This is a genomic window from Tenacibaculum dicentrarchi (genome assembly GCF_964036635.1).
In the GTDB taxonomy this organism is placed as follows: Bacteria; Bacteroidota; Bacteroidia; order Flavobacteriales; family Flavobacteriaceae; genus Polaribacter; species Polaribacter dicentrarchi.
In genome coordinates, this window is sequence record NZ_OZ038524.1 from 2,101,830 (window position 1) to 2,118,759 (window position 16,930).

Here is a 16,930-nt window from a genome sequence, read left to right on the forward strand (position 1 = left end):
CTCTTATAAATTTTTAGCTTTAATAGCATTTAAGTAAATTGTTAACTCTTCTTTTACCTTTGGATATAAGAAAAATAACCCAACAAGATTAGGTACTGCCATAGCAAAAATCATTGCATCAGAAAAATCTGTTACCGCTCCTAAACTTGCTGCTGAACCAATAATTACAAATAAACAGAATAATATTTTATACGCATAATCTGCTGCTTTTGAACGACCAAATAAAAACATCCAACCTTGTAATCCGTAGTAAGACCACGATAACATGGTTGAAAAAGCGAACAATACTACTGCCATTGTTAATACATAAGGAAACCAAGGAATTACCGAAGCAAATGCTTTTGAGGTTGCCAAAACACCGTCTGGAGATTTTGTTCCGTAAGTCATAATACTTCCGTCGCCATTGGTAATAATAATTACTAAAGCGGTCATGGTACAAACCACAACGGTATCAATAAATGGCTCTAATAAAGCGACTAAACCTTCTGATGCGGGGTATTTTGTTCTTACTGCCGAATGAGCAATTGCAGCCGACCCAACTCCTGCTTCATTTGAAAATGCAGCTCTTTGAAAACCAATAATTAATACTCCTAATATACCTCCTGAAATTCCTTTTGCATTAAAAGCACCATCCCAAATTTGACTGAAAGCATTTCCTATTAACGAAAACTTAGCAACTAAAATAATTATAGCAGCTAAAACATAAATACCTACCATAAAAGGCACAATCTTTTCTGTAATATTTCCAATTCTTTTGATTCCTCCAATAATTACAACACCTACTAATATAGACATTACAACACCAAATGTTAAAGCAGTTGATAAATCTGTTGAACCAATCATACTACCAAATTGCTGTGCTGCTTGGTTTGCTTGAAACATGTTTCCTCCTCCAAAAGAACCACCAACAACCATAATAGCGAAAATAACGGCTAATATTTTACCTAAAGTACTTTTACCTACATCGGCTAATCCTTTTCTTAAGTAATACATCGGTCCACCGTAAATGGTACCATCTTCGCCTACATCTCTATACTTTACCCCTAAAGTACACTCTACGAATTTTGACGACATTCCTATTAAACCTGCAATAATCATCCAAAAAGTTGCTCCTGGTCCTCCTAATGATAAAGCCACCGCTACACCTGCTATATTTCCTAAACCAACAGTTCCTGAAAGTGCTGCTGTTAATGCTTGAAAATGAGAAACCTCACCGTCTGTTCCTTCTACCCGAATGGTTTCAATCGCGTCACCACCTGGGGTTGGGTCTCCTTCCATAACATCTGTTGTTACATGGTCAATTTCGTCATACTTTCCACTAACAATGTTTATAGAAGTTGGAAATAATCGGATATTTACAAATTTGAATAATATTGTAAATATTAACCCCGACATTAATAACATTATTATTACTAGAGGCATTTTTACTCCTCCTCCTAATTCTATTGAGTAAAAAACAAAACCACCCCAAGCATCAGCAACAGGTTTAAACCCTTCATTTATCTTTTCAGCTAAACCTTTTTCTTGTGCGAACGTGAACATCGGTATTATTAATAATAACAATGTAAGAAGTCTTTTATTCATATAAATATGTTTATTTTTAGTTTGTAATTCGCAATATCATAAAAAAATGTACTTACAACAAGTTTTAAGCCTTAAAATATCGCTTTTAGGATAACTTCTTTTTAAATTTTTGTAAATTTTCTTTAAATGATTTTGGATAAAACTGCAATATTTCATTAGTCTTTTCCAAATCAAAACCTGTTTTAACTGGTCTGCTTGCTGTTTGCTTCAATTCGCTTGTTTTTATAGGCTTAATTAGACTTTTATCTAGCTGAAAAACTACTGCTATTTGCTGGGCTATTTCATAAATGCTCAACAGTGTATTTGATGAAATATTAAAAATTCCTACTGCTTTTTTATCAATAGATAATTTACATGCAAATGCTAAATCCTCCACGTAAGTTGGCGTGCGGTATTGATCATTAACAATGGTAATTTCTTTTTTATCTTCTAGTGATTTTTTTACCCAAAGCACAATATTACTTCGCGACATATCAAAGACTTTTCCATAGACCAAAACAGTTCGAAGAATGGTATAATCTATGTTTGATTGGGTTAAAATTTGCTCTGCTTTTAATTTTGATATTCCGTAATAATTAACAGGATTTGGCGTATCAGTTTCTTTATAAAAACCTTTTTTACCGTCAAATATGAAATCGGTAGATATGTGAATTAAATGTGTATTATTAGCTGATGAAAAGTTTCTTAAAGTATCAACTACATCAATATTTAAAAGATCACAGGCTTCTTTACTGTTCTCACAAGCATCAACATTTGTCATTGCTGCGGTATTTATAATAACATCTGGTTGATATTTTTTTAATTGCTTATTCAGACGGTTTTTATTTGTAATATCAATAGGAACATAGTTAAAATCGGTTCTACCACTTCTATTTTTTCCTTTTGAAAAACCAATTACTTGATATTTTTGGGTTTCTTTTAATAATAAATTAACTAAGCTTTGCCCTAACAATCCATTACTTCCTGTAATAACTACTTTTTTCATTAAAATAATTGTCTTAATTTTATAATTTGCTCAGGACGTCCTAATACAATTAAATTTGCGCCTGCCGAAAGTTTTAATGACGCTTCCGGATTTATAATGTATTCTTTATCCGCAGTGCGATACCCAATAACAGTACATCCTGTTTTTTTTCGTAAATCTAAATCTAAAATAGTTCTATTTAGGTATTCTTTAGGTAAGTTATCTATTTTTATTTCTTCTAAATTTGCTGTAGTATCGCCTTCTATGGTTAACCGATCTACAAATTCAATAACATCAGGAGTTACCACTAATGACGCCATGTGTGCACCACCTAATTTATCGGGCATAATAACATTATCGGCTCCTGCAATTTTAAGTTTACTACATGATGATTCTTCCGAAGCTCTACTAATAATTTTACATTTTTTATTTAACTGACTAGCGGTTAATACTACGAATAAATTATCGGCATCCGAAGGTAAAACAGTTATTAAATTATGAGCATTTAAAATTCCTGCTCTTAGCAAGGCTTCATCCGTAGTTGCATCGCCTTCAATATTTAATATTTCATGTTCATCTAGTTCTTTAATCACATTTTCAAATTTTTCAACTACTACCAATTTTTGATTGTAACTATTTAATTTTGAAATTGCTTGTTTTCCATTTCTACCGTAGCCACAAACAATGGTATGTCCTTGTAACTTTTCAATTTTTTTTTGCACTTTTTTTGTTTTTAATTGATAAAAAAATTGCCCACTTATTAAATATTCTGAAAATAATGAAACGGCATATCCGAAGGTAAATAAACTTGATACTATTAAACCTATAGTAAATATTTTTTCGCCAGTTCCAAACGGGTAAACTTCACCAAAACCAATAGTGGTAATGGTAATTATAGTCATGTATAAGGCATCAATAAAAGAATACTTAAATAGCCACATATACCCGCCTATCCCTATTAGTAAAATAAGCAACGAGAATAAAACCGCCTTATATAATTTTGATTTAAAGAGGCTCTTTATCATAAATCAAAAACAGAAGTTCGTTTAGTATAAATCATATCTTTTAGGCGTAATAAAAACGCCAAGGTTAAATACAAGCCAAACGACAAACCAATGGTTACGAATGAAATATAAATAAAAAATAAACGCACATTAGTAGCACGCATTCCTAATTTATCTGCAAACCGAGAAGATACCGCAAAACCATGATGCTCAAAAAAATGACGCACCGAATGAATAAATTTCATCTTAATTATTTTAATTGCAAGATACCTAATTACAATGATTTTATTGCATCTGCTTTAAAACAAATTTGGTTTCTGTAACTTTGCTTCTTTGGTTAAATTTGGTAAAAAAAGTACTTTTGAAAGAACAAGAATATATTGAAGTTTACGGAGCTAGAGCACATAACTTAAAAAACATTGATGTTAAAATCCCTCGTGAAAAGCTCGTAGTTATTACTGGGCTAAGTGGTAGTGGGAAATCATCACTTGCTTTTGATACTATTTATGCCGAAGGACAGCGCCGATATATTGAAACCTTTTCGGCATATGCTCGTCAGTTTTTAGGAGGATTAGAAAGACCTGATGTTGATAAAATTGATGGTTTATCGCCCGTTATTGCTATCGAACAAAAAACCACAAATAAAAGTCCACGTTCAACAGTAGGTACAATTACAGAAATTTACGATTTTTTACGTTTACTTTTTTCTCGTGCCTCGGATGCTTACTCATATAATACTAATGAGAAAATGGTCAGCTATTCTGATGAACAAATCAGAAAATTGATTTTAAAAGATTTTAACGAAAAACGTATTGCTATTCTTGCGCCTTTAATCAAAAGTAGAAAAGGACATTATCGAGAGCTTTTCGAACAAATAGCCAAACAAGGTTTTGTAAAAGTTCGAGTTGATGGTGAAATAAAAGATATTGAAAAAGGTATGAAGCTTGACCGCTACAAAACTCACAATATTGAAGTGGTTATCGATCGTTTAGTTATCAATGAAAAATCAGAAAAACGCTTAGAAGAAACCATAAAAACAGCCTTATATACAGGTGATAATATTTTAATGGTTATTGATGTTGATGCTGTTAATACTGATGATAAGCCACGTTATTTTAGTCGTGAATTAATGTGTCCTAGTACAGGAATTGCATATCCAAATCCCGAGCCAAATTCTTTTTCATTTAATTCACCAAGAGGTGCTTGTACTTGTTGTAACGGATTAGGACTTACAGATGAAATTAATATAAAAAAAATAATTCCTGATGATAATATCTCCATCAAAAATGGAGGAATTATACCTTTAGGAAATCAAAAAAGTAGTTGGATTTTTAAACAATTACAAACAATTGCCGACAGACACAATTTTAAACTTACCGACCCAATAAATAAAATTCCTGTAAATGCCTTGGAAATCATTTTACACGGAGGAAATGAAAAGTTTGAAATAAGTTCGAAAGAGCTTGGTGTAACTAGAAATTATGAAATTGATTTTGAAGGAATTATCGCCTTTATAAAAAATCAGTATAAAAATGCTGAAAGCACTACTATAAAACGCTGGGCAAAAGATTTTATGGATGAAGTTAATTGTTCTGTTTGCCAAGGAAAAAGATTAAAAAAAGAAGCGCTTCATTTTAAATTCAACAATAAAAATATTAGTGAGTTAGCTCAAATGGATATAAGTGAGTTAGCTAATTGGTTTAAAGATATTGAAAATAATTTATCCGAAAAACAATTAATAATTGCTAGTGAAATTTTAAAAGAAATACGCACAAGAATTCAATTTTTATTAGATGTTGGTTTAGATTATTTAACATTAAACAGAACATCAAAATCATTATCAGGTGGAGAAGCACAACGAATTCGATTAGCCACTCAAATTGGTTCGCAATTAGTTGGTGTTTTATATATTTTAGATGAACCAAGTATCGGTTTACATCAGCGTGATAACGAAAAATTGATTCAATCACTTATAAAACTTCGTGATATTGGAAATTCTGTTTTAGTGGTTGAACACGATAAAGATATGATTGAACAAGCCGATTTTGTTTTAGACATAGGTGCTGGAGCAGGAATACATGGTGGTAAAATTGTAAGCCAAGGAACTTTTGAAGATTTAAAATTACACAATACATTAACTGCTGATTATTTAACAGGAAGAAAAAAAATTACCATACCAACAGAACGCAGAAAAGGAAACGGGAATTTTATTAAACTTTCTGGAGCATCAGGAAATAACTTAAAAAATATTACTGTTAAATTTCCTTTAGGACAAATGATTTGTGTTACAGGAGTTTCAGGAAGTGGAAAATCCACGTTAATAAATGAAACTTTATACCCTATTTTAAATGCACATATTTACAATGGCGTAAAAAAACCTATGCCTTATAAAAAAATTGAAGGCTTAAAACATATTGATAAAGTTATAGATATTGACCAATCTCCAATTGGTAGGACTCCTCGCTCGAATCCAGCAACTTATACTGGAGTATTTGGAGAAATTAGAAGTTTATTTTCTAAAACTCCTGAAGCCGTTATTAGAGGTTATAAACCTGGTCGTTTTAGTTTTAATGTAAAAGGTGGACGCTGTGAAACCTGCAAAGGTGGTGGTGTTAAAGTTATTGAAATGAACTTTTTACCTGATGTTAACGTAACTTGTGAAACTTGTCAAGGAAAACGTTTTAATAGAGAAACCTTAGAAATTAGATATAAAGGGAAATCTATTTCAGATATATTAAATATGACCATTAATGATGCTACTGATTTCTTTGAAGCGATTCCTAAAATACACAGAAAATTAAAAACAATTAAAGATGTTGGATTAGGATATATAACACTAGGACAACAATCTACGACTCTTTCTGGAGGAGAAGCACAACGTATTAAATTAGCATCAGAACTATCTAAAAGAGACACAGGAAATACTTTTTATATTTTAGATGAACCTACTACAGGTTTACATTTTGAAGATATTCGTGTTTTAATGAACGTACTAAATAAACTTGCTGATAAAGGAAATACCGTGCTAATTATCGAACATAATATGGATGTTATTAAACTTGCTGACCACATTATTGATATTGGTATGGAAGGTGGTAAAAATGGTGGCGAAGTGTTAGCTATTGGTTCTCCTGAAAAAGTAGCCAAACATAAAAATAGTTATACTGCTAAATTTTTGAAGAAGGGATTGTAGTTATAAAAAAGAGGTAAACGTCATACTGAATTTATTTCAGCATCGTATCAAAAGGAGAACTTCGGTAAATCAGGATGAGAAACTGAACTAAATTCTTTTTAATGAATTCGGTTTCTTATTTTTCTGTTCTATTTTTTTTCAGATGAAATTTAAATAGGCTATATCTATCAAAGAGAATATATGGAAGGTGGAAAAAATAGTGGCGAAGTTTTAGTAACAGGAACTCCCGAAAAAGCAACCAACCACACAACACCTTGAAAAACAATAAATTAAGCAATAAAACTACCTTTAAAATAACTAAAAGCCCCTATCTATGTTAATAAAATGTTAACAAAAATAGGGTTAACCCTATTTCAATTAGGGTTAACCCTAAAGCTCAATTAGGGGTATTGGGTATTGACAGGAGCTTTTTTAAAATTTACTTTTAAAAAAACTTATCAGAAAAAAAACAATCTTATTTTAAAACAAAACTATATTCCTTTACCCACAATATCTGTAAAAAGTAGAAGACTTCCATTAAATTAAAAAATTGTTAGGCAAAAAAAATATGAAACAAATATTTCCAAAAGAGATTATAGAAAACAGTGTTGAAGTACACCAATTCAAACATTCTAAAAAAAGCAAAATTGTTTACAATGTAATATTGGTAGCAATACTACTAGCTTTAATATCATTACCTTTTATTAAAATTACAATTTACAATACTTCTCAAGGATTGATAAGGTCAGATAAAGAGAGAATGACAATACAAAGCAGTAGTAGTGGAAATGTTTTTTTTCATCAACTTAAAAATAATCTAAAAGTACAAAAAGGAGATACATTGTTAATAGTTAGTAATGTAGCGATGAATCATAAAATTGAAAATACTGCCAGTCAATTAAATGAAACCAAGATTTTTATTGAAGATTTAAAATTATTAGCTAGCCCTAAAAAAAGAAAAATTAAATTACAGTCTTTAAAATATCAACAAGAATATAGCTTTTATCAACAAAAGTTAAGTGAATTTAATACTCGTTTTTTAAAAATTAAACAAGATTATCAGCGTAATCAAAAATTATTTAAAAAAGGTGTTATCGCTAAAGTTACCCTTAATGATAGTAAACTAGCGTATGATTTAGCTTTAAATGCAACTACGCAACATAAAAAACAACAATTTAGTACTTGGCAAAATCAGTTAGTAAACTCTCAGAATCAATTAAAAGAATTAGAAAATAATCAAATTCAATTAAAAGAAAGTAGTAATTTATCAATAATAAAAGCCCCCATTACAGGTACTTTATTAAATGTGAAAGGAATTGAAAAAGGAAGTTTTATTTCTAACGGATTACAATTAGCCGAAATTTCACCGCAATCAGATTTAATGGTAGAATGCTATATAAACCCTACGGATATTGGTTTGCTTAAAAAAGGAAACAAGGTAAAGTTTCAGGTAACTGCTTTTAATTATAACCAATGGGGTTTGGCTACTGGTAGTATCACTGCAATTGGTAACGATGTAGAAATGGTTAATAATACACCAATGTTTAAAGTTTTATGTTCGTTAAATCAAGATTTTTTACAACTTAAAAATGGTTTTAAAGGAAACTTAAAAAAAGGAATGTTTGCTAATGCTCGTTTTGAACTTACAGAACGTACACTTTTTGACCTACTCTACGATAAAATGGACGATTGGTTAAACCCTATTACATAATTGTCCCTTATTTTTTTAGCTGTAAAATCAAAAATCATTTCACCTATAAACTAGATGAAATAATGAAGTTTCAAAAAATCCTTCTATGAAAAATTTAAAAAATTTAGAACGCTTACAACAATTACATAATTTAATTACCAATCAAAATACAGGTACACCAAAAGAACTCGCTAACTTACTTCAAATAAGCCAGCGTTCTGTATATTTATTGGTAGAACAACTGAAAGATTACAATGCGAATATTTGTTATAGTAGAAGTAGAAAAACCTATCATTATTGTAATGATTTTGATTTAAAAGTATCTATTTCTGTAAGTGTATTAACAAATAATGAGGTTACTAAAATTTTTGGAGGTAGTTATTTTTTACAAACTAATTTATTCGTTGCAAGTTAATTGCAGTGAACACGGTTATGTTTGTGGTATCAAAACAAATAAATAGGTGCACATATATAATTTGTTTTGATACCGATTGTAATTAATTAAAAAAATACAATCAAAAAAAGAAATAGTAATTTTAAAAAATGTAATTTTATGAAAAATTTAGAAGGTTTTGGCGTTCAGGAGATGAATATTGAAGAAGTCAGAGAAATTGAAGGAGGTGGTCCAATAGGGGATTTCGTTCATTGGTTAGTGAATAGGGATTGGTCTTGTGATTCAGGATGTCAAGATAGGCCAAATAGTCCAGGTGACCCAACTAGTTGGATGAAATATTAATAATAAAAACATAAAAAATGAAAAAACTAAAAGAATATAACGTAAAAAATATTGATGTTAACGAATCTATACAAATCAATGGAGGGGGGCTTCCAGGGTTTAATTGGGGCCCTCTTATGTTTCTTATATATGTAGTAGACGAAATTTATGAGGGTGCTACAAGAGAATGTTCATCTTCTTGTAGACATTAATAAACACAAAAGTTGGTTTTATTATACATAAAGCCAACTTTTATTATATAGAAAAACTAATGTATTTTAATTACAATTCATTTAATCGTTTAAATATTTTTAATCAATTATTTTTTTTTATAATAATATCTTTCTTTTTAGGTGAGGTATTACAATTTTTCTTAGAATATTTTTATGGAAAAGGTATTTTTAAATTAGATTTCACTAATTATTCATCTTTTTTAGAAATAATTTTTGAGGTAATAATATTAGCTCCTCTAATTGAAACTTTTTTTATACAATTTACTATAATTGAACTGTTGCTAAAATTCTTCTCAAGAAAAAAACAGATACATTTATATTCTATTATAATTTCCGCATCCTTTTTCGGAATATTACACCAATATAATATTGCGTATATAATAGCTACTTTTGTACTTGGTTTATGGTTTGGGTCTATTTATATATTTTATAAAAAAAGCAAAAAAATTAATTCTTTTTTAGCTCTATTCCTTGTGCATCTTGTTTATAATTCAATTAATTTAATTAAAGATTATTATTTATAATGAAAGATAAATCACAATTAATCATAGGTATTTTTGGTATCATAGAAATAATTTATTTTTGTTTATATAATCAGACAAAAACTTTATTTGGTTATGAGATAAATTCATTTTTATTCATTCTGTTTTGGACTACCGTAACATTTTTTTCTTTTTATTTTTTTTATAAAAAAAATAAAAAAAGAAATTAATATTTCCCTGCAAATAAATTGCAGTAAACAAACCTTTCTTTGTCATTCAAAAGAAAAAGAATGGCAAAAATCACTATAAAACAACACGATATTACCGATTGCGGTGCAGCATGTTTAGCATCTATTTCGGCACATTATAACTTACAACTTCCTATTGCACGTATTCGCCAATATGCAGGTACTGATAAAAAAGGAACTAATGTATTAGGTTTAATAGAAGCATCAGAAAAATTAGGTTTTGAAGCAAAAGGTGTGCGTGGTAAATTAGATAGTTTGTTTAAAATACCAAAACCAGCCATAGCCCATATAATCGTTAAAGAACAATTACAACATTATGTGGTTATTTACGAAGTTACTAAAGAGTATATAAAAATTATGGACCCAGGAGATGGGAAAATCCATAAAAAAACACATTCAGCTTTTTTAAAGGAATGGACAGGCGTTTTGGTATTGCTTTTACCAAAAGAAGATTTTGTTATAGGTAATGAAAAAGTATCTGTTTTAAAGCGGTTTTGGTTTTTATTAAAACCTCATAAATTTGTGTTATTACAAGCTTTCGTAGGTGCTGTTATTTATACTTTATTGGGTTTTTCAATGTCTATTTATATACAGAAAATTACCGACCACGTATTAATCGGTGGTAACACCAAGCTTTTAAATTTGTTGAGTATAATAATGCTTGCATTGCTTGTACTTCGTATAATAATTGGTGTTTTTAAAGATGTATTTTTGATTAAAAGTGGGCAACAAATAGATGCTCGTTTAATTTTAGGATATTATAAACATTTACTAAAATTACCACAGCAATTTTTTGATACCATGCGAGTAGGAGAAATTATTTCTCGTATTAACGATGCCGTAAAAATAAGAACATTTATTAATGATGTTTCTTTAAGTTTAACGGTTAATGTTCTTATTTTGTTCTTCTCTTTTGGTATTATGTTTATGTATTATTGGAAATTGGCTTTAATTATGTTGTTGGTTATTCCATTATATTTAGTCATTTATTTAATTATAAATAAGCTAAATAAAAAAACAGAACGTAAAATAATGGAAAATTCTGCCGATTTAGAAAGTCAGTTAGTAGAATCTTTAAATTCTGTAGGAACTATTAAACGTTTTGGTTTAGAAAGTTTTGCAAATGTAAAAACAGAAACACGGTTTATCAGTTTGTTAAATGTTGGATATAAATCGGCTTTAAATTCTGTTTTCGCTGGAACATCTACTACTTTTATAGCACAATTATTTACGATTATTTTACTTTGGAGTGGTTCTTATTTTGTAATTGAAAGAGAAATCACGGCAGGAGAATTAATGTCTTTTTATGCTATTATTGGCTATTTTATGAATCCTGTGGCAAGTTTAATTGGTGCTAATAAACAAATACAAAGTGCTTTAATTGCAGCAGACCGTTTGTTTGAAATAATGGATTTAGAGCGTGAGGAGAACTCTGAAAAAGTAGTACTTACAAAAGAAAAAATTGATGATATTGAATTTAAAAATGTCGCTTTTAGGTATGGTACAAGAGTACAGGTTTTTACTGATTTCAATTTAAAACTTAAAAAAGGAACTATTACTGCTATTATTGGCGAAAGTGGTTCTGGAAAATCAACTTTAATTTCATTATTACAAAATATATACCCGATACAAAAAGGGGGAATTACTATCGGAAATTTAGATTTAAAGTATATTCAACATGAAAGTTTGCGTGAATTAGTAAGTGTTGTTCCTCAAAAAATAGATTTATTTACAGGAAATGTTATTGATAATATTGCTGTTGGAAGTTTTGCTCCTAATATGGAATTAATCATTGATATTTGTAAATCAATAGGGATTTTAGAGTTTATAGAAAGTTTACCAAACGGATTTAATACCTATTTAGGTGAAAATGGTGCAACATTATCAGGAGGGCAAAAACAACGAATCGCTATTGCACGAGCTTTATATAAGCAACCCGAAGTTTTAGTTTTAGATGAAGCAACATCTTCCTTAGATTCGACTTCCGAAAATTATATTCAAAAAGCGATAGAAAAACTACGTAAAGAAAATAAAACAATTATAATTATCGCTCATAGATTGAGTACAGTAATTAATGCGGATGAAATAGTCGTTTTAGAAAAGGGAAAAGTATTAGAACAAGGAAATCATACGGTTTTATATGCTAAAAAAGGACATTATTATAATTTATGGCAACAACAAATTCCGAAGATAATTTTATAAGAAACTTCCTTTGCGTATTTCTCCGTAAAAAAATAGTTTTAAGTTAAAAGATAAATTCTTTTAAAAAAAATCATTTTTTTATTGCTATTCTCATTAAAAAAAGTACATTAGTAAGCTTGCTGAAAAAGTAATTTTAGCAGTGTTACTTAGTACATAAATTATAAAAAACGAGAATATGAGCCCGAATGATGATAGAAAAATTAAAGAAAAATTACAACCAAAAACCTGGAACGAAATAAAAACAAACGACTCTTGGGCTATTTTTAAAATTATGGCTGAGTTTGTAGAAGGATATGAAAAATTAAGTAAAATTGGTCCTTGTGTGTCTATTTTTGGTTCTGCAAGAACAAAACCTGAAGATAAATACTACAAACTAGCTGAAGAAGTTGCTTTTAAATTAACACAAAATGGTTTTGGGGTAATTACTGGTGGAGGTCCAGGAATTATGGAAGCTGGTAATAAAGGTGCACATCGTGGGAAAGGAGTTTCGGTAGGTTTAAATATTGAATTACCTTTCGAACAGCACGATAACCCTTGGATTGACCAAGGAAAAAGTTTAGATTTCGATTACTTTTTTGTTCGTAAAGTAATGTTCGTAAAATACTCACAAGGTTTTGTAGTAATGCCTGGAGGTTTTGGTACTATGGATGAATTATTTGAAGCAATTACCTTAATTCAAACTAAAAAAATTGGACGTTTTCCGATTGTTTTAGTAGGTAAAAAATTCTGGGGTGGTTTATTAGATTGGATCAAAAACACCTTAATTGAAGAAGGAAATATTAGTGAAAAAGACCTAAATTTATTTAGAGTTGTCGATACCGCCGATGAAGCGATTGATCACTTAAATAAATTTTATGCAAAACATCAATTAAAACCAAATTTCTAAAAATACCAAAAGCTCGTTGTACTAAAATTCAACGAGCTTTTTCTTCTTATTATTTAGCCTGTTTAAATTTCATCTAAAAAAAATAGAACAGAAAAATAAATAATCTAATCCGTCAAACTGACTACATCCTGATTTGCAGTAGCTATTTGCTTTATGCAATGCTAAAATAAATTCAGTAGGACGTTTATTTACCTTGAAATAATAAAATAAGTCTATCTGATAAAAATCAAATTTGTAACAACAATGAGTATTCATCGAATTTATAACTTTATAAGAAGATTTTACTTACATATAATTTAACAAAATAGCTTTTTAATAGCATTAATTTAAAGAATATTCAATAAATACGTAAATTTTTAAATTTAGACTAAAAAAACTATCTTTGTAACCAGACCAAAAAACAGATAATTATGACGCAAAAAACCGAAATAGCCAGTACAAAACAACTTTCTTTTGAAGATTTTAAAAATGATGTTTTAAACGATTATCGAATTGCACGATTGAGTAGAGAATGTAGTTTGTTAGGGCGTAGAGAAGTTTTGACAGGTAAAGCAAAATTCGGAATTTTTGGTGATGGTAAAGAAGTACCTCAATTGGCAATGGCTAAGGCGTTTAAAAATGGTGATTTCAGATCAGGGTATTATCGTGATCAAACCTTTATGATGGCAATTAACGAATTAACTCCGCAACAATTTTTTGCAGGTTTATACGGGCATAATAGCATCGAAGTTGAGCCGATGTCGGCAGGTAGGCAAATGGGGGGGCATTTTGCTACACATTCGTTAGATGAAAATGGAAAATGGAAAAACTTAACCGCTCAAAAAAATTCGTCATCAGATATTTCACCAACTGCAGGGCAAATGCCTCGTTTATTAGGTTTGGCACAGGCTTCTAAAATTTATAGAAATGTAAAAGGTTTAGAACATTTTACTGATTTTTCTGATAAAGGAAACGAAGTTGCTTGGGGAACTATCGGAAATGCAAGTACTTCAGAAGGCTTGTTTTTTGAAACCATTAATGCTGCCGGTGTTTTACAAGTGCCGATGGTAATGAATGTTTGGGATGATGAATATGGTATTTCGGTACATGCAAAATATCAAACAACCAAAGAAAGTATTTCTGAAATTTTAAAAGGATTTCAAAAAGAAAACGATACCAATGGGTATGAAATTTTTGTGGTAAACGGTTGGGATTATCTACAATTAATTGACATCTATAATAAAGCAGGGAAAATTGCTAGAGAACAGCATATTCCTGTATTAATTCATGTAAAAGAATTAACACAGCCTCAAGGACATTCAACTTCAGGGTCGCATGAGCGTTATAAATCGACAGAAAGATTGCAATGGGAACAAGAGTTTGACTGTATTTCTCAAATGCGAAAATGGATTTTAGAATTTGAATTAAAAGATGAAAATGGAGCTATTTTAAAATTTGTTAATTCTGAAGAAGAATTAATGGATATTGAAAAACAAGCTAAAAAACAAGTAAGCAAAGCAAAACGTGATGCCTGGAACGCTTATACAAACGAAATAAAAGCCGAAGTTGCCATGGCTGTTTCTTTATTAGAAACTGTTGCTGAAAAAAGTAACAATGGCTCTTTTATTACCAAATATAAAAATGATTTAGCAAGTGTTCTTGAGCCAATTAGAAAAGATATTTTAATTGCAACGCGTAAAAGTTTACGTTATTTAAAAGACGAAGATTTTGCAGAAAAGAAAATACTTCAGAAATTTATTAAAGATGCTATTGATAATGCGGCTGTTAAGTTTTCGTCACATTTACTAAGCGAAACCACTTTTTCTCCTGAAAAAATAGCAGCGGAAGCGCCTAAATATGCCGCTGAAGAGAATTTAGTAGATGCACGTCTTATTATGCGTGATAATTTTGATGCCATTTTTAAGAAATATCCTGAAACAGTTATTTTTGGTGAAGATGCTGGTTATATTGGTGATGTAAATCAAGGTTTAGAAGGTTTACAAGAAAAATATGGCGAGCTAAGAGTTTCAGACACAGGAATTCGTGAAGCTACTATTTTAGGGCAAGGTATTGGAATGGCAATGCGTGGTTTACGCCCAATTGCTGAAATTCAATATTTAGATTACCTATTATATGCTTTACAAATTATGAGTGACGATTTAGCAACACTTCGTTACCGTACTTTTGGAAAACAAAAAGCACCATTAATTATTAGAACCCGTGGGCATCGTTTAGAAGGAATTTGGCATTCAGGTTCGCCAATGGGTGGAATTATAAATAATGTTCGTGGAATTCACGTTTTAGTACCCAGAAACATGACCAAAGCAGCTGGTTTTTACAATACTTTATTACAAGGCGATGACCCAGCTTTAGTTGTAGAATGTTTAAATGGATACCGATTAAAAGAAGAATTACCAATTAATTTAGGTGATTTTAAAACGCCAATCGGTATAGTGGAAACCATTAAAGAAGGAACTGATATGACCGTAATTTCTTACGGTTCTACTTTGCGAATTGTAGAAGAAGCAGCAAAAGAATTAGCCCAAGTTGGTATTGATATCGAAATTATTGATGCCCAAAGTTTACTTCCTTTTGATATCAATCATGACACGGTAAAATCGGTAGCAAAAACAAATCGTTTATTAGTGGTTGATGAAGATTTACCTGGTGGAGCATCGGCGTATTTATTACAAGAAATTCTTGAAAATCAAAATGGATACAAACATTTAGATAGCAAGCCACAAACCTTAACAGCAAAGGCACACAGACCTGCTTACGGTACCGATGGTGATTATTTTTCAAAACCATCTGCTGAAGATATTTTTGAAAAAATATATGCTATTATGAATGAAGCAAACCCTAGTGAATATAAAAGTCTTTATTAATTTTTTATTTTAAGAAACAAAAAGATGTAACATCAATGTTACATCTTTTTTGTTTATAGATACTACGAATTAATTATTCCGAAACCTCTATATTATTATCTATCTTTTGATTTTTAGCTTTGTAATCTTCTATTTTTTCTTGTAATACAGCTATAAGATTTGATGATGAAAAATCAGCATTATTAGTAATTTTCTCTAATGCTTTTATTTTATCAGTCATTGATCCTGAAGCTATTGCTAGTCCTGCAAATTTAGCAACAGCAACATCTACTGAAGCTTCAGATAAATTTCCTGATTTAATCCAAGCCTCTTCAATATACTGTCCTTCAGCTCTTTTACCTTTAACATGTATCCAATCATCTTGTGTTTTTAAAACAGCAATAATATCCATTGCACTATATTTTTTATTCGTTTTAGTTAATAAATCAGGTCTTTTATAAACATTTGCTTCTTTAAGTAATGTTGAAACCTTACCATTAACAGCTAAAAAAGTTGCTCTAGTCCAACCTTCTTTTCCATCAATTAACCTTACTTTATAGTATAATTTTTTAGAAACAGAATCAGTCACTTCCTCCCCTGTAAATTCAATTTTTTCCCCTAAACTCATCGAGGTAATCCATTTTCCTTTTGATTTAGGAGTAACTCTTACAGAAAGCTTTTCTAGCAAACAAACAGCAGGTGTTAAAACTTCTTTTTTTTGCGATTCTACAATTGTTTCTATATTTTGAGAATTCGTTTTTTCTTTATCATTTTTACAACTTAACAAAACAAAAGCTGCCGAAATTACAGTAATAAATATTTTTTTCATAATAATAATTTACAACAAATATATACTCTTTATTACTCATTTTAAAGCTTAAACTATTTTAATTATTTTTTATATTTC

The 16,930-nt window shown here is 29.9% G+C and carries 14 protein-coding genes; 9 read left to right on the forward strand and 5 right to left on the reverse strand.

Annotated features, from left to right (window positions below; all coding sequences use genetic code 11):
* Nucleotides 1-3: 3 nt before the first annotated feature.
* The 4 genes from ABNT14_RS09105 to ABNT14_RS09120 all read right to left on the reverse strand — a co-directional run bounded on the left by ABNT14_RS09105 (nucleotide 4) and on the right by ABNT14_RS09120 (nucleotide 3,797).
* Entirely contained in the window at nucleotides 4-1,584 is a 1,581-nt protein-coding gene (locus tag ABNT14_RS09105; protein WP_101902921.1) for an alanine/glycine:cation symporter family protein, read from the reverse strand.
* 85 nt (nucleotides 1,585-1,669) lie between these two features.
* Nucleotides 1,670-2,569 carry an SDR family oxidoreductase gene (locus ABNT14_RS09110; RefSeq protein ID WP_101902922.1) on the reverse strand — a complete coding sequence of 300 codons (900 nt, stop codon included), beginning with the start codon at nucleotides 2,567-2,569 and terminating at the stop codon, nucleotides 1,670-1,672.
* The gene (locus tag ABNT14_RS09115; RefSeq protein ID WP_101902923.1) at nucleotides 2,569-3,573 is read right to left on the reverse strand and encodes a potassium channel family protein; all 1,005 of its coding nucleotides are present in this window, start codon (nucleotides 3,571-3,573) and stop codon (nucleotides 2,569-2,571) included. The genes ABNT14_RS09110 and ABNT14_RS09115 overlap by 1 nt, the downstream gene beginning before the upstream one ends.
* The gene (locus ABNT14_RS09120; protein ID WP_101902924.1) at nucleotides 3,570-3,797 is read right to left on the reverse strand and encodes a PspC family transcriptional regulator; all 228 of its coding nucleotides are present in this window, start codon (nucleotides 3,795-3,797) and stop codon (nucleotides 3,570-3,572) included. Before ABNT14_RS09120 ends, ABNT14_RS09115 begins: the two co-directional genes overlap by 4 nt.
* Nucleotides 3,798-3,913: 116 nt before the next feature.
* Between ABNT14_RS09120 and uvrA the strand changes: the two genes are divergently transcribed.
* The 9 genes from uvrA to ABNT14_RS09160 all read left to right on the forward strand — a co-directional run bounded on the left by uvrA (nucleotide 3,914) and on the right by ABNT14_RS09160 (nucleotide 16,044).
* Complete coding sequence (uvrA, locus tag ABNT14_RS09125) at nucleotides 3,914-6,745, forward strand: excinuclease ABC subunit UvrA (RefSeq protein WP_101903382.1); 2,832 nt, start codon at nucleotides 3,914-3,916, stop codon at nucleotides 6,743-6,745.
* A 547-nt stretch (nucleotides 6,746-7,292) separates the two neighbouring features.
* Nucleotides 7,293-8,435, forward strand: a complete 1,143-nt coding sequence (locus tag ABNT14_RS09130) for an HlyD family efflux transporter periplasmic adaptor subunit (RefSeq protein WP_145993580.1) — start codon at nucleotides 7,293-7,295, stop codon at nucleotides 8,433-8,435.
* Nucleotides 8,436-8,520: 85 nt separating this feature from the next.
* Nucleotides 8,521-8,829: a DNA-binding protein gene (locus ABNT14_RS09135; protein ID WP_101902926.1), complete on the forward strand. Its 309-nt coding sequence runs from the start codon at nucleotides 8,521-8,523 to the stop codon at nucleotides 8,827-8,829.
* Between the two features lie 138 nt (nucleotides 8,830-8,967).
* Nucleotides 8,968-9,150 (forward strand): hypothetical protein, encoded by a 183-nt coding sequence (locus ABNT14_RS09140; protein ID WP_101902927.1) that lies wholly within the window; start codon nucleotides 8,968-8,970, stop codon nucleotides 9,148-9,150.
* A gap of 17 nt (nucleotides 9,151-9,167) precedes the next feature.
* On the forward strand, nucleotides 9,168-9,341 hold the full coding sequence (locus ABNT14_RS09145; RefSeq protein ID WP_348719383.1) for a hypothetical protein: 174 nt from the start codon (nucleotides 9,168-9,170) through the stop codon (nucleotides 9,339-9,341).
* A 59-nt stretch (nucleotides 9,342-9,400) separates the two neighbouring features.
* On the forward strand, nucleotides 9,401-9,886 hold the full coding sequence (locus ABNT14_RS12385; protein ID WP_101902928.1) for a CPBP family intramembrane glutamic endopeptidase: 486 nt from the start codon (nucleotides 9,401-9,403) through the stop codon (nucleotides 9,884-9,886).
* A 248-nt stretch (nucleotides 9,887-10,134) separates the two neighbouring features.
* Entirely contained in the window at nucleotides 10,135-12,294 is a 2,160-nt protein-coding gene (locus ABNT14_RS09150) for a peptidase domain-containing ABC transporter (protein WP_101902930.1), read from the forward strand.
* Nucleotides 12,295-12,469: 175 nt separating this feature from the next.
* Nucleotides 12,470-13,180: a TIGR00730 family Rossman fold protein gene (locus tag ABNT14_RS09155; RefSeq protein WP_101902931.1), complete on the forward strand. Its 711-nt coding sequence runs from the start codon at nucleotides 12,470-12,472 to the stop codon at nucleotides 13,178-13,180.
* Between the two features lie 410 nt (nucleotides 13,181-13,590).
* Nucleotides 13,591-16,044, forward strand: a complete 2,454-nt coding sequence (locus tag ABNT14_RS09160) for an alpha-ketoacid dehydrogenase subunit alpha/beta (RefSeq protein ID WP_101902932.1) — start codon at nucleotides 13,591-13,593, stop codon at nucleotides 16,042-16,044.
* A 73-nt stretch (nucleotides 16,045-16,117) separates the two neighbouring features.
* On the opposite strand, the gene ABNT14_RS09165 is transcribed toward ABNT14_RS09160, so the two are convergent.
* The gene (locus tag ABNT14_RS09165; RefSeq protein ID WP_101902933.1) at nucleotides 16,118-16,852 is read right to left on the reverse strand and encodes an SH3 domain-containing protein; all 735 of its coding nucleotides are present in this window, start codon (nucleotides 16,850-16,852) and stop codon (nucleotides 16,118-16,120) included.
* Nucleotides 16,853-16,930: the final 78 nt, after the last annotated feature.

Bases quoted from the DNA above. Each gene is read 5' to 3' on its own strand.
- ABNT14_RS09155 (WP_101902931.1), top strand. From the start codon at position 12,470: ATGAGCCCGAATGATGATAGAAAAATTAAAGAAAAATTACAACCAAAA.
- ABNT14_RS09110 (WP_101902922.1), bottom strand. From the start codon at position 2,569: ATGAAAAAAGTAGTTATTACAGGAAGTAATGGATTGTTAGGGCAAAGC.
- ABNT14_RS09130 (WP_145993580.1), top strand. From the start codon at position 7,293: ATGAAACAAATATTTCCAAAAGAGATTATAGAAAACAGTGTTGAAGTA.
- ABNT14_RS09115 (WP_101902923.1), bottom strand. From the start codon at position 3,573: ATGATAAAGAGCCTCTTTAAATCAAAATTATATAAGGCGGTTTTATTC.
- ABNT14_RS09135 (WP_101902926.1), top strand. From the start codon at position 8,521: ATGAAAAATTTAAAAAATTTAGAACGCTTACAACAATTACATAATTTA.
- ABNT14_RS09120 (WP_101902924.1), bottom strand. From the start codon at position 3,797: ATGAAATTTATTCATTCGGTGCGTCATTTTTTTGAGCATCATGGTTTT.
- ABNT14_RS09165 (WP_101902933.1), bottom strand. From the start codon at position 16,852: ATGAAAAAAATATTTATTACTGTAATTTCGGCAGCTTTTGTTTTGTTA.
- ABNT14_RS09140 (WP_101902927.1), top strand. From the start codon at position 8,968: ATGAAAAATTTAGAAGGTTTTGGCGTTCAGGAGATGAATATTGAAGAA.
- ABNT14_RS09105 (WP_101902921.1), bottom strand. From the start codon at position 1,584: ATGAATAAAAGACTTCTTACATTGTTATTATTAATAATACCGATGTTC.
- ABNT14_RS09150 (WP_101902930.1), top strand. From the start codon at position 10,135: ATGGCAAAAATCACTATAAAACAACACGATATTACCGATTGCGGTGCA.
- ABNT14_RS09160 (WP_101902932.1), top strand. From the start codon at position 13,591: ATGACGCAAAAAACCGAAATAGCCAGTACAAAACAACTTTCTTTTGAA.
- ABNT14_RS12385 (WP_101902928.1), top strand. From the start codon at position 9,401: ATGTATTTTAATTACAATTCATTTAATCGTTTAAATATTTTTAATCAA.
- ABNT14_RS09145 (WP_348719383.1), top strand. From the start codon at position 9,168: ATGAAAAAACTAAAAGAATATAACGTAAAAAATATTGATGTTAACGAA.